Origin of the sequence: Paenibacillus sp. 2003 (genome assembly GCF_031455635.1) — a bacterium.
In the GTDB taxonomy this organism is placed as follows: Bacteria; Bacillota; Bacilli; order Paenibacillales; family Paenibacillaceae; genus Paenibacillus; species Paenibacillus amylolyticus_B.
Genome location: NZ_JAVDTB010000002.1, coordinates 510,749 through 524,082, shown reverse-complemented (window position 1 = coordinate 524,082; position 13,334 = coordinate 510,749). Strand labels below are relative to the sequence as shown.

Genomic DNA, 13,334 nt, shown 5'->3' with positions numbered 1-13,334 from the left:
CGGTGTAAATTGTCATCTAGTTCAACGGATTTGGTTCGCCTTATATTTTAAAAGAGTATAGGACATATGAAACTATATAAATTAAACTAAACATTTACACCAAACGGAGAGGACAGAAAGGACCTGAAGAAGCGGAACGGTCGCCTACAAGCTTCCTACAAGAAAGCTACATCGGAAGCATACGCTATCCCCGGATTTTACCCTTTGAGAAGAGGGAATCAAAAAAATCTGGGGATAACAGCGATTGGAAGGTTGTTCTGTCATCGAAGTGTGCAGTGTAAATAATCTCTAGTTCAATTTATATCAATAAAGAGAAGGAGGGGATATCTTTGACAGAGAAAGCATCCCTTTTGCTGCAGGAACAGGATAAGAACACCGCCAGGGCTGAGAACAGTGTTCAATCTGAATTAACATACGATGCACGCAGTTTTTTCCTGAACGGAGAGCGTGTATTTCTGAACAGTGCAACAATCCATTATTTCCGTATGCCAAAGGAGGAATGGCGTGAGGTTCTGCTGAAGGCGAAGCTGGCAGGTATGAACTGCATCGACACCTACTTTGCGTGGAACGTGCATGAACCGGAAGAAGGACAGTGGTCCTTTGAAGGGGACAACGATTGCGGAGCATTTCTGGATTTGTGCGCAGAACTGGGCATGTGGGTCATCGCACGTCCGGGTCCGTTTATCTGTGCAGAATGGGATTTTGGCGGTTTTCCATACTGGCTTGGTACGAAGGACGGCGTGAAATTCCGGGAAAACAATGAGATGTATCTGCACTATGTGAATTTGTATTTTGACCGGCTTGTGCCAATTATTCGGGAGCGACAGTTATCAGCTGGGGGTACGGTCATTCTTGTGCAGGTGGAGAATGAATACGGGTATCTGATGGATGACGCTGCTGCAAGTGACCATATGAATACGCTGAGAGATGGATTGTTGCAACGTGGCATTGACGCTACGCTGATCACTTGCGTTGGCGGGACGGAAGGCACCATTGAAGGGGCTAATTTCTGGTCGGGTGCTGACGGGCATTATGAGAAACTTCGAGTCAAACAGCCGGACACCCCGAAGATGGTCACTGAATTCTGGACCGGATGGTTCGAGAACTGGGGAGGGCCTTCGGCCATTCAGAAGACAGCGCCTTTACTGGAGAGACGTATCATGGAGATTCTGCGTGCCGGGTATACCGGAATCAGTCACTACATGTTCTATGGTGGCACGAACTTCGGTGGATATGGCGGCAGAACGATGGGTAGCAGTGATATCTTCATGATTACGTCCTATGACTATGATGCACCGCTAAACGAATATGGACGGGTGACACCGAAATATGCGGTAACCAAGAATCTGTCTTACTTTGTCCATGCTTTCGGGGCCTTTCTGATGGAAACAGAGGAAATTCCAGAAGAACAGATCGTTGTACGTCATCCTGAAGGCATATCTGTACGAGGCAGACAGGCTGACAACCAGAAGATTTGGTTCCTGGAGAGTCACAAGGATGAACGGGAGACCATGCACATTACGCTGGAGGAAGGCCGGACTCTTCCCGTATCGCTGAATCCAGGACAGATTGTTCCGTTGCTGGATCGAGTACAGATTGCTGAACACGTATACCTGACTGCAGGAACGATGATTACGGGCAATGAAATGATAAACGGAGAATTGACCCTGTTCATCGTAGCTGCTGCCGGGCAGCGTTCTGTTATTGAACTGGAAGCTGGCGCATTGAACGTCACGGGCAGCACGGTACAAGTGCTCGTTGAACACGATTCGGCTAGGAACGTATACCGCTTCGATCTGTTCCATTTCCAAGAGACGGGAATGATGCAATTGGAAGCAAACGGCACACCGATCCGTTTCGTCATTCTGGATCAAGAGATGATGAATCGAACATGGCGATTGGAAGCAACAGATCAGAAGGGACTACGTTATGTGATCGGTTTCGATGACGTGGACGTGATGCCATCTGGTCAGGTCAAGGGCATGATCACGGATCCGGATCGCACGATTATGCTGCTTGGTGACTGGACAGATGGAGAACGGACGTTAACAGGTCACGAGTTCTTTGACGGTGAGGAGTCTATTACAGGTATACAGCAGCAGCGCCCATGGACATCACCTAGTGCGCCGACGTTATCTGCTTCTCCTGAGCTGTCTCGTATTACGTTAACTGCGAAGCAACGCTCGGCGAGTGGACAACCGGAAGACTTTTCCCGGTATGGACAAGATTTTGGTTATCTATTGTACGAATGCGATTTCGAGAGTGCAACCGAAGGAATCACCAGTCTCATTTTGCCAGATATTCAGGATACCGCCAGGATTATTGTCAATGGAGTACAACAGGTACTGGTTCGTCAGGTAGGTGCCGCAGGAGTTCAGTTACAAGTAGCCCAAGGGAAGAACACACTTCAGATTCTGGTGCAGCATATGGGCAGATTGAACTTCTCTCCGTATTTGGGTGAGAGCAAAGGTCTGGCTGGTGCTGTGTATCTGGATGGCAAGGTTCAGGATATTCGTCGGGATTGGCATACGGAAAGTGGACTTGTGCATCTGGATGAGGTGAACTCTCTCCAAGAATCTCCACTGCTGAGCAGAAGCTTTACGCTGGATGGCATGGATCGTGCGATTCTCGTGGGTGCACTGAGCAAAGGCCTTCGTATCAATGGCATCGAAGTTCCGATGGAAGGATATCAGGATTGGTTTGCCTTCCAGACGTTAAACATATCCTTGTATATCAAGCCCGGAGAGACAAATACACTGGAAATGCCGTATAGCCGCTCTTCGCTGGATCGACTGGAACTAATCACATATCCGAGTGAGGGAGAACTGAAGGATTGGCGTATGGCAGGGACGGATGCATTGCTTCCGCAACAATGGGTGAGCTACGAGGTAGGACAGGAATCGATCCATCATGGAGCACAGGGGTCAATCCAGCGTGCAGGACAGCCTGGTATCGCTGCAGGTGGCAATTGTACTGCCAATCTGGTGCCCCACACCACGAATGAATCGGTTAATCGTGCTACATTGAGTGAGAAGTCTCACCCTGTATCCAATCATACTCCAATCCGAGGATCGTATGGTCAGCCGGTCTGGTACCGCTGGCGTTTCGCGAAACCTACGGTTTCGGAGCATCATAAAGTGAATCTGATGCTTCGCCTGACCGGGATGAGCAAAGGAACCATTCACCTGAACGGACATCATCTGGGCCGTTACTGGCAGGTTGGTCCGCAAGAGGATTACAAGATTCCAGTAGCATGGCTACAGGAAGAGAATGAATTACTTTTGTTCGATGAAGAAGGCAGAACACCAGAACGGGTACGATTCCTGTTGGACGCATTATCCCGTTATCCGTGGGTCGCGGTGGAGTAGAAGCATGGCAGAGATAAATTAACTAGAAATGGAATGGGCTTGAAAATAGCAGCATACAACGCAACATTTCACCTTTTAACACAGTCACACTACCTCATTTTCTTAGTCAAATAATCCTAGCTTGTGAATCTTTGGATTCAGTCTTGTGAGTGAATTAGCTAAGGGAATGGGGGAACTGTGGTGATCAGGTTGGTACAACCCTAAGGTAACACTTGTAGTTTAATGAATTGTAACCGTTTACATATATAAAAAGTGTTCATCCATGATCTGTGGAGGGAGTGATGCTTCATGTAATTGGAATTTGAACAGGTAGTCGTGAGGTGTTGCTCATCAGCGGCAGTCCCAGGTACGCTTTGTCTTTGGTAATACAGTAAGGTAATCCTCTGTTCATCACTCATGGATAAGGAGATGACCCAATGTTGACGAAGAAGGAAGAGGGAATAGGAATAGGAGTAGGAGCAGGAGTAGGAAAGTCCAAAGGTTTCAAGGCCGGAATGATCCTGCTGTTCGGAACATTACTTCTATTAACAATGTTATTTCCCAATACAGCGAGAGCGGCGACAAGTGTATATACGATATCAGCCTTTACGAACACAAGTGAGTCCAATATGTATATCTACGAATCTTATAATGCGACCCACTATGGATTGCTGAAAGGGCCAGCCTATACACCTCCGGCCGATCTGATCCGCGATCCCAGCATCATGAAGCACACCGATGTTTTATATTACGTCATCTACACCACGAACTGGTCGGGTAACACCATTGGCATCGCCTCCAGCCCGGATAAGGTAAACTGGACATTTGTCCGTAACATTACATTATCCACACCTGCCACAATTGCACACACCTGGGCACCAGAATGGTTTAAAGACAGCAACGGCAGTCTGAACATTATCGTGTCCCTCTCACCAGGCAACTATGAGAATTTCAAACCTCATGTCCTCACAGCTTCAGGTAGCAATCTAGCGTCTACCTCATGGTCTGCACCTACTGAACTGGCAGGCATTGCTCCCAATTATATCGACACTTTTATCGTGAAGACAGGCTCAACCTATCATGCGTTTACCAAGAATGAGACCACTAAATACATTGAATATGCGACATCCACTTCGCTAAAGGGTCCTTATACCTTCAAAGGTACAGGAGATTGGGCAGGTTGGGGCTCTTGGGTGGAAGGTCCGGCGCTTGTTCAACTGGATAATGGTTCATGGCGAATCTACTTTGACGGCTATGCGACACAAAAATATTATTACAGCGACTCTGCTGATAACTTCCAGACCTGGGGTGCCAAACAAGAGATTGCGGGTCTTACCGGACTGGTCCGGCATATGACCGTATTGAAAGAGTCCGGACAGCCGGGTGATATCCGCAAGTTGGAGTCATTCAATGTGCCGGGCAGCTTCATTCGTCACTACAACTATCAGGCACGGATCGATGCCAATGTCAGTCCGGCGGAGGATGCACAATTCCGTATCGTTCCCGGGCTGTCGAATGCAACAGGCATTTCGTTTGAGTCCATGAATTATCCGGGTTATTTCCTGCGCAATAATAATGGCAACATCACACTCGTGAAAAATGACGGCAACACTACCTTCCGAAATGACGCCACGTTCAAACGGGTAAATGGACTTGCTAACACTAGTTGGACATCATATGCCTCGTTTAGTAACCCAAACCTGTATCTTAGACATTACAACAATGTGCTGAAATTGGAAGCTGTCGTTACCGCACTTGATAAGTCAGACGCGACCTTCCGAGAGGTTGCACAATAATGGGTGTTCGTTTTCTAAAATACAAATAAGTTAAACTATACATTTACACGATAACGGAGAGGTCAGAAATAACTTGAAGAAGCGAAGCGTGCGCTTAAAAGCTTTCTGAAAGAAAGCTGCATCGTAAGCATACGCTATCCCCGGATTTTCCCCTTTTAAAGAATAATTAAAAATCTGGGGATAACAGCGATCGGAAAGTTGTTCTGACATCGGAGTGCAAGTGTAAATAATAAGGAGTGAAGTGGATGAAGTGGTTAAAACGAATGAGCTCGCTGCTGCTGGCAGGAAGTCTGCTAACAAGCAGTTTAGGTCTGGGCACAGAGGTATCTGCTGCAGGAGCCTACACGGCTGTTGCCGATCCATCGAAGCAATATCAGACGATGGAAGGATGGGGAACATCCCTCGCGTGGTGGGGCAAAGTGGTTGGAGAATATTCCAATCGGGATGAGTATGTGGAGAAAATGTTCAACGCAAATACCGGACTGGGGCTGAATATCCTGCGGTACAACATTGGAGGCGGGGATAATCCATCATCCAATGTCCTTGAATATCGCAAAGCCGTTCCTGGTTACCAGCCTTCTCCGGGCGTGTATGATTGGAATGCAGATGCAAACCAACGATATATGCTGCAAGCTGCCAAAGCTCAAGGCGTGAATGTCATCGAAGCTTTTGCGAATTCCGCACCTTACTGGATGACCATCAGTGGTAATGTGTCCGGTTCGGCCAATGGAGGTAACAACCTCAAGCCCGATTACTACGATGATTTTGCCGATTACTTAACCGAGGTTGTGAAGCATTTTCGGGATAACTGGGGGATCACATTTGATAGTGTAACTCCGCTGAATGAACCGATCTCGACATGGTGGAAGCAGGGCAATGACCAGGAGGGCATGCACTTTGACCGGGCGGATCAGGACACAATTCTGAGTCAGGTACAAGCTTCATTGAATGCGAAGGGCTTGTCCACAAAGCTGAGCGCACCGGAAGAATACAGTATCGATGACACCAATGTGTCGTTCAACAGCTACAGCAATGCAGTTAAATCAGCGATCACTCAGATCAACACCCATACGTATGGCGGAAACAATCGTACTGCTTTGCGCAACACAGCGACGTCTGCGGGCAAACATCTGTGGACCTCGGAATACGGAGACGGGGATGCAAGCGGACTTACGATGTCACGGACCATCCTCAAGGATATTCGCAATATGGGTGCAAGTGGTTGGGTGTATTGGCAAGCCGTGGATAGTGCAGAAGGATGGGGATTCTTCAAGAACGTGTTGAACAATACACAAACGACCAGCTACACCGTGAACCAAAAATATTATGTCATGGGCAATTACAGCAAATTTATTCGTCCTGGATACAAGATTATCGGCATGAGTGATGCCAATACCCTTGCAGCCTATGATGCAGCTTCCGGCAAAGTTGTGCTGGTCACAACCAATTCGGATTCGACGGATACAACGGTAACCTATGATCTAAGTCGTTTTACTGACACAGGCACGTCTGCTCAAGTATATCGGACCTCTTCAACAGAGAAGTTGCAGCAACTGACCAATATTTCGGTGCAAAACAAAACCTTTACCGCTACGGCCAAGGCCAATTCGGTCACAACCTACGTCATTTCCGGTGCAAATTACAATGGTAGCACAGGATATGAAGCCGGGGCCATCTACAAATTAATCAACCGCAACAGTGGACTTGCACTCGATGTTAACGGTGCTTCTTCTACGGGTGGGGCAACAATCATTCAGTGGAATGATAATGGAGCAGCTAACCAGCAATGGAAGCTGGAGTCGGCAGGTAACGGATATTACAACATCCGCAATGTGGGCAGTGGGCTTTTGTTGGATGTGAATTCGAGTTCTACACAAGGCGGAGCCGCTCTGATTCAGTGGCAGGATAACGGGGGCAACAATCAGCAATGGCTGCCAATTGATGTGGGAGGATATGTGGTACTTGCGAATCGAAACAGTGGCCTGACGGTTGACATCAATCAAGGTTCTCTGACCGCGGGTGCCTCAACCATTCAGTGGGCCGACAATGGCGGAGCCAATCAGCAATGGAGCCTAGTCAAAGTTAATTAGTGTGAGTACGCATAAATTAACGCTCTTACGTGTCTTTCTTTCTTGGAGGTGCAGTGTTCTAAGCAACACCGCACCCTCTAAGAAAGTAGCTATTTAGACATACATATATTCTTATATTCATCCATCCGACTGGTACTTAACGAAAACGGGATAGGGCGAACCTGCTAATATCCTGATCCGTGTGCCCCGTTTGCACCAAGTCGGATAGAATCTGCCCAATGGCACTTGCAAACTTGAATCCGTGACCGGAGAAACCGCCTGCGAGCCACACACGTTCATGGGCAGGGTGTCGGTCGATAATAAAATCTTCATCCGAAGTGAATTCATACTTGCACACACTACCACGCTTCAATGCTCCTGCTGCCTGGGGCATATGAAGTTCGAGCAGCCTGCGCAGATCCCCCTCGTCCGTTTCTTCCGTACCAAATGGAGCCATTGTACTTCCTGGTGTCCACACCTGACCCGTATCATGACGACCCATCTTCAGACCTGATCCGTCAATGCTTGGAAATCCATAATATGTACCTTCTTTTCCTGCCAGTGTAAAACCGGGGAAGTGTGCCTCGCCGTATAAGGCTTCTGGTGCATCAAACCATCCAACCGTTTTACGCACTGCCTGAATGGGGAGATCCACGAAAGGTTTCAATGTCTGAAACCAGGCGCCAGCGCTCAGGATGATTTGATTCGCGTGGTATGTCTCACCACCTGAAGTCTGAACTGCAACGGAATGTGGTCCGTATTCGATATGCTCCACAAGCGTGTGCGTTAACAAGGTGGCACCGTGAGTCTCGGCTGCTTTGCGGAAGGCACGAATACAGGGTTCACTATACAGATAACCCGCATCAGGCTCATACATGCCCTCGTAATGTTCAGGTATTGTAATACCTGGCCAGCGTTTCATCACCTCGGCTGCGTGCAACGTTTCATAACGAATGCCTGCATCATCTGCATGGCTCAATCGGTTGTGGAAGGAATGAATCTCCGGATCAACCACATTTATTACACCGGAAGGAACAAACAGTTGGTCTCCGGTCGTTTCCTCCAGCTCGTGCCATAACTTCTGTGCAAGTAATGCCATGGCAATATAGTCAGGCCCACCACTGTACACATGGCGCATCAGTCTGGTATCCCCATGATGGCTTCCTTCCGTATGTGGAGGATCAAAGGCATCAATTAATAAAGTTTTGCATCCACTGCGAGATAGATAATATCCTGCACTCATACCCATGGAGCCGGCTCCAACGATAATAACGTCATATGATTGTGTGATAATAGCACGCCCTCTCCTATGTATCCTTTTCTACAGTAATGCCTTAATAGAACATATTAATAGTAAAAGCTTGATGAAGGCAAGTGTAGTAAAATGGACTTCTACAATGAATGTTGCAAAGGAGACCTCGCATGAGTGAGCAATTTAGGTTTGATCTATTTCCATTAATTCAGACAGAACGATTCATCCTCCGGTCAGCCGAGGCTGGGGACAGCCATGATCTGCTCGCATTATATTCCGATGAATCTGTGGTTCAATATATGCCATTCACTCCCTTTGAATCCGTGGAGGATACACAGGGTGAGATGAATTGGTATACGAAGATTTTCAAGGAACACACGGGTTTACGCTGGATGATTGAAGACCGTGAAGCTCGTAAAGTGATCGGAACCTGTGGGTTCCTGAACTATGAAGATGTACATAACCGTGCAGAGATTGGATACGACTTGCGTTCCTCTTTCTGGGGCCGCGGTGTTATGACGGAAGTGGCCCGTGCTGTGTTGCAGTTTGGATTCACAAGCATGCAGCTCAACAAGATCGAAGCAAAGGTTGAACCGGAGAACGAGGCGTCAATTCGCCTGTTACACAAGCTTGGTTTTCAACAGGAAGGTGTACTGCGGCAGCATGAGTTTGAGAAAGGCAGATATATTGACCTTGCGGTGTTCTCTAAGTTACGAAGCGAAATATAGGCAAGCTAGCCCCATAAGGATTCCAATGACTCCAACTCATCCCAAATTCGTAAGGCTTGTCCCTCTTAATGAGCCCGTGCTATATTGGAGAGATGTGAGGAGATGAGGATATGAAGCTGGTGTCCTGGAATGTGAATGGCTTAAGGGCATGTGTGACCAAAGGATTCATGGATTATTATCAAGAGAGTCAGGCGGATATTTTCTGCCTTCAGGAGACCAAATTACAAGCCGGACAGATTGAGATGGACCTGGGGGAAGACGTTTATCAATATTGGAATTATGCGATCAAAAAAGGATATTCCGGTACGGCTGTATTTAGCCGAATCAAGCCTATATCCGTTCGTTACGGGATGGAGGAGGACAGCGAACCGGAAGGCCGGATGATTACACTGGAGTATGATGAGTTTTATCTGGTGAACGTTTATACCCCTAACGCGAAGCGGGATCTGACCCGACTGCCTTACCGTCTGGAATGGGAGGATCGATTCCGGGGGTATATTCTGCAACTGGAGCAGACCAAGCCGGTTATCGTCTGTGGTGACCTGAATGTGGCTCATCAGGAGATCGATCTGAAGAATCCGAAGCCCAATCTGGGCAATTCCGGCTTTACCCTTGAAGAGCGTGGCAAGATGACCGAGTTGCTTGCTTCCGGGTATGTGGACAGCTTCCGCCATCTGTATCCGGATCGTACGGATGTGTACAGTTGGTGGTCCTATATGCCGAAAGTCAGAGAACGGAACGTGGGCTGGCGCATTGATTATTTTCTCGTATCCAATCAATTGGCACCCAAGGTGGTGGATGCACATATCGACTGCCATGTGATGGGCAGTGATCATTGCCCGGTGGGTCTTACATTGCAACTATAGGTAAGGATCGGCGTGAGATGAATTAGGTATGAATTTTAGAATACAAGTAGATGAGCTGCAAGTTTCCTGAATGGGAGATTTGCAGTTTTTTTGCGTCACAGGTAGGGGAATGAGACTGGACTTTGGTTGGGGAAAGGACTGGACTCGGGATTGTTTCAATCCCGCTATTTCTTGGGTACGATTGTAAGCATACATATATAGATGAACCTTGGGGATAAGGGGTAGAGAAGATGAAGAAGGGATTACGGAGAGGGTTAAAGGTGCTGGGAGGCATGATGTTTGCCACAGGACTTTTGCTGCTGGCAGGTACAGCGTATGAAGCGTATCAATCCACGCAGGATATGAAGTCCTATCCCCCGCCGGGCAAGTATTATGAAGTGAGTGGTCGCAACATGCATCTCTACACCGCTGGAAAAGGAGAAGTTACGGTGGTTTTTGCCTCAGGCTGGGGTACACCCAATCCGTATGTGGATTTCAGTCCGCTGTATGACAAGTTGAAATCAAAGGTGAAAATTGCGGTATACGATCGGTTTGGGTACGGATACAGCGACTATACGAATGAACCCCGTGATGTCGATACCATCTCGGAAGAGATCCACCAATTGCTGCGAACATCCGGGCAACGTCCACCATACATCATGGTAGGTCACTCTTTGGGTTCGTTGGAGACACTCCGGTTTGCGCAAAGGTATCCTGATGAGGTGGCTGGCATGGTCATGATCGATGGAGGCAGTCCTGAATATTACAGTACGGTGGAGATGGATACGCCCGAATGGTATTTTGCTTCAGCTCGATTCCTGGTGAAAACAGGTGTAGCGCGTACACTGCTTCATTCGGATCGGATGATGGCAACTCTGGTCATTGACCCGAAGTTGGTTTCTACGTCAATGAAAAAAGCCGCCACCATTTCTACACTGAAGCATGCTTACAATGATAACGTAATGGATGAGATGCGTCACTCCAAGATCAATGCATCACGTGTGCTGGAGAACAAAGAGCAGTTTTCTTTTCCTCTGACAATCCTGACGGCCGGATCAGATCAACCAAGTGAGGGGAGTCGGGCATGGCAAGCAGATCAAGCAAAATTTGCTTCATGGTCGAAACAAGGAAACCAGCAACTTGTTCCTGACGCCGAGCATTATATTCATAACAGTCAGCCGGATATTGTCGCTGCCGAAATCATGAAATTAGTGCCAACATCGAGTGACCTATGAGTGAGATGATCCCACAAACACATGATGAACAGGATAAGGAGGAGGGAAGGATGAAAAAGTTTAGAGTGATCACCCGATTCCTGTCCATACTGGTAGCCAGCTGTCTATTGTCTTTAAGTGTATTATCTGTATCTGTGATATGGGTCAAGAATAACGTTCATGCGGTGCCTGTAATCCAGTCGTTTGAGCGTGATTAGCACATAAAACGAACAATAAGGGGTGGTAACGGATGGTGAAGAGAAGGAGTTATGTATTGGCCTGTGCGGCACTGGCGATGATGGTGGCCTTGAGTGCTTGCAGCAGCGCAGCAGAAGAACCGACAGGTGAAACGGAGAAGGTAGACACCGAAGTTTCCTCCGGAACTGGTGAACAAGCGACTAATGAAGGTGCAAGCGAAGCAACAACAAGTGCAGTGACCGAGACGGAGGGTACGACTGCGCCAGCCGGCTCGGATTCAGATAGTGGTGAGGAAGCCACTGCTGGAACCAATGAGTTGCCGGAGAACTTGCCAAGTGATTTCCCATTGCCGGAAGATGCAACCATTCGTTTAGCCAATTCCGGTGAGAATGAAGGCAAGCAATCGGCCATGGTGATTTTCACCACGGAACAAGATATGCAAACCGTATCTGAGCTGTATAAAGATTACTTCGATGCCAAAAAGTTGACGAATGCGGGTCAGACGATTGACGACAAAAATATTATTATTCAGGGAACTGACCCGGAAACGCAGGATGTCTGGTCCTTAATTGGAGGGGCATTGGCGTCACAGGAAGGCGTCATTGAACTGACGTTGAGCTGGACAGAATCATAAGTACAAAATAAGGGCTATTTTTCTTTCCTGCTTTCTTTCTTCCTAAAATAACGAATGAACGCCATAATACCTTGCATACGGAGCCGCATTATTGCTGCACCGCTGCAAGGTATTTTTATTTCGAACTGGAAACCTGACAGGTTACATGGTATGTTATATCATTATAATAGAGTAATAGACAACTATAGAAGAAGACAGGAGAGGATTGAACATGATTAGAGTGGGTATTGTTGGTTACGGTAACTTGGGTAAAGGTGTAGAGAAAGCCATTTCCCAGAACGAGGATCTGGAATTGATTGCTGTGTTTACACGTCGTAATCCGGAGCAGATGGTCGCTGAAAGCACAGAAGTACGTTTTGAGCATATCTCTGCAGCGGAGCAATACATAGGCAAGATCGATGTTATGATCCTCTGTGGTGGCTCGGCAACGGACCTTCCGGAGCAGACACCAGCCATCGCCAAGTTGTTCAATACGGTAGACAGCTTCGATACGCATGCCAAGATTCCTGAATTCTACAAGGAAGTGAATGCTGCGGCAGAACAAGGTGGTCATGTAAGTGTCATTTCCACAGGTTGGGACCCAGGCTTATTCTCCATGAACCGTCTGCTTGCACAGTCCATCCTGCCAGAAGGTAAAGAGTACACGTTCTGGGGCAAAGGTGTAAGCCAAGGTCACTCGGATGCTATTCGTCGTGTTCCAGGCGTTAAGGCGGGTGTACAGTATACTGTACCTGTGGAAGAGGTTATCAACCGTATTCGTGCAGGGGAGACACCAGAGTTGTCTACACGTGAGAAACATCTGCGTCAATGTTATGTGGTAGCTGAAGATGGCGCCAATCAGGATGAGATTCGTGAGACAATTGTATCGATGCCTAACTACTTTGCTGATTACGATACGACAGTAACATTTATCAGTGAAGAAGAATTGAAATCCGAGCATGAAGGTATGCCGCATGGTGGATTTGTTATTCGCAGTGGGGTTACGGGTACTGGTCAAAAGCAAATTATTGAATTTGGTCTGAAACTCGACAGCAATCCTGAATTTACAGCAAGCGTACTTGTGGCGTATGCAAGAGCCGCACAACGCTTGAGCGTGGAAGGACATAAGGGAGCGAAAACGGTATTTGATATTCCGCTCGGTCACTTGTCTCCGAAATCGGCTGAAGATCTTCGCCGTGACTTGTTATAATTCTGATTCGTTCCAGTGATTTGTATAACAAACAGCTCGTCCTTGGATGTATAGGACGAGCT

Annotated in this window: 10 protein-coding genes; 9 read left to right on the top strand and 1 reads right to left on the bottom strand. The window is 47.6% G+C overall.

Annotated features, from left to right (window positions below; translation table 11 throughout):
- The first annotated feature begins 329 nt into the window (after nt 1-329).
- The 3 genes from J2X75_RS14325 to J2X75_RS14315 all read left to right on the top strand — a co-directional run bounded on the left by J2X75_RS14325 (nt 330) and on the right by J2X75_RS14315 (nt 7,233).
- Entirely contained in the window at nt 330-3,368 is a 3,039-nt protein-coding gene (locus J2X75_RS14325; RefSeq protein ID WP_310337349.1) for a beta-galactosidase, read from the top strand.
- A 416-nt stretch (nt 3,369-3,784) separates the two neighbouring features.
- Nucleotides 3,785-5,143 carry an AbfB domain-containing protein gene (locus tag J2X75_RS14320; RefSeq protein WP_310337347.1) on the top strand — a complete coding sequence of 453 codons (1,359 nt, stop codon included), beginning with the start codon at nt 3,785-3,787 and terminating at the stop codon, nt 5,141-5,143.
- 245 nt (nt 5,144-5,388) lie between these two features.
- Nucleotides 5,389-7,233, top strand: coding sequence for an RICIN domain-containing protein (locus tag J2X75_RS14315; protein WP_310337345.1), 1,845 nt, complete (start codon nt 5,389-5,391; stop codon nt 7,231-7,233).
- 136 nt (nt 7,234-7,369) lie between these two features.
- Here the strand turns inward: J2X75_RS14315 and solA are convergent, their stop codons facing one another.
- Entirely contained in the window at nt 7,370-8,503 is a 1,134-nt protein-coding gene (gene solA / locus J2X75_RS14310; RefSeq protein WP_310337666.1) for an N-methyl-L-tryptophan oxidase, read from the bottom strand.
- A gap of 131 nt (nt 8,504-8,634) precedes the next feature.
- On the opposite strand from solA, the gene J2X75_RS14305 reads away from it, so the two are divergent.
- The 6 genes from J2X75_RS14305 (at nt 8,635) to J2X75_RS14280 (ending at nt 13,272) form a co-directional block, all read left to right on the top strand.
- The gene (locus J2X75_RS14305; protein ID WP_150365968.1) at nt 8,635-9,192 is read left to right on the top strand and encodes a GNAT family N-acetyltransferase; all 558 of its coding nucleotides are present in this window, start codon (nt 8,635-8,637) and stop codon (nt 9,190-9,192) included.
- A gap of 110 nt (nt 9,193-9,302) precedes the next feature.
- Entirely contained in the window at nt 9,303-10,058 is a 756-nt protein-coding gene (locus J2X75_RS14300) for an exodeoxyribonuclease III (RefSeq protein WP_310337343.1), read from the top strand.
- Nucleotides 10,059-10,288: 230 nt separating this feature from the next.
- Nucleotides 10,289-11,272, top strand: coding sequence for an alpha/beta hydrolase (locus J2X75_RS14295; protein WP_124115835.1), 984 nt, complete (start codon nt 10,289-10,291; stop codon nt 11,270-11,272).
- 50 nt (nt 11,273-11,322) lie between these two features.
- Nucleotides 11,323-11,469: a hypothetical protein gene (locus tag J2X75_RS14290; protein ID WP_165980244.1), complete on the top strand. Its 147-nt coding sequence runs from the start codon at nt 11,323-11,325 to the stop codon at nt 11,467-11,469.
- Nucleotides 11,470-11,501: 32 nt separating this feature from the next.
- The gene (locus tag J2X75_RS14285) at nt 11,502-12,083 is read left to right on the top strand and encodes a hypothetical protein (protein ID WP_124115836.1); all 582 of its coding nucleotides are present in this window, start codon (nt 11,502-11,504) and stop codon (nt 12,081-12,083) included.
- 211 nt (nt 12,084-12,294) lie between these two features.
- Nucleotides 12,295-13,272, top strand: coding sequence for a diaminopimelate dehydrogenase (locus tag J2X75_RS14280; RefSeq protein ID WP_397383653.1), 978 nt, complete (start codon nt 12,295-12,297; stop codon nt 13,270-13,272).
- Nucleotides 13,273-13,334 lie beyond the last annotated feature (62 nt).

Bases quoted from the DNA above. Each gene is read 5' to 3' on its own strand.
- J2X75_RS14320 (WP_310337347.1), top strand. From the start codon at position 3,785: ATGTTGACGAAGAAGGAAGAGGGAATAGGAATAGGAGTAGGAGCAGGA.
- J2X75_RS14315 (WP_310337345.1), top strand. From the start codon at position 5,389: ATGAAGTGGTTAAAACGAATGAGCTCGCTGCTGCTGGCAGGAAGTCTG.
- J2X75_RS14305 (WP_150365968.1), top strand. From the start codon at position 8,635: ATGAGTGAGCAATTTAGGTTTGATCTATTTCCATTAATTCAGACAGAA.
- J2X75_RS14300 (WP_310337343.1), top strand. From the start codon at position 9,303: ATGAAGCTGGTGTCCTGGAATGTGAATGGCTTAAGGGCATGTGTGACC.
- J2X75_RS14295 (WP_124115835.1), top strand. From the start codon at position 10,289: ATGAAGAAGGGATTACGGAGAGGGTTAAAGGTGCTGGGAGGCATGATG.
- J2X75_RS14290 (WP_165980244.1), top strand. From the start codon at position 11,323: ATGAAAAAGTTTAGAGTGATCACCCGATTCCTGTCCATACTGGTAGCC.
- J2X75_RS14285 (WP_124115836.1), top strand. From the start codon at position 11,502: ATGGTGAAGAGAAGGAGTTATGTATTGGCCTGTGCGGCACTGGCGATG.
- J2X75_RS14280 (WP_397383653.1), top strand. From the start codon at position 12,295: ATGATTAGAGTGGGTATTGTTGGTTACGGTAACTTGGGTAAAGGTGTA.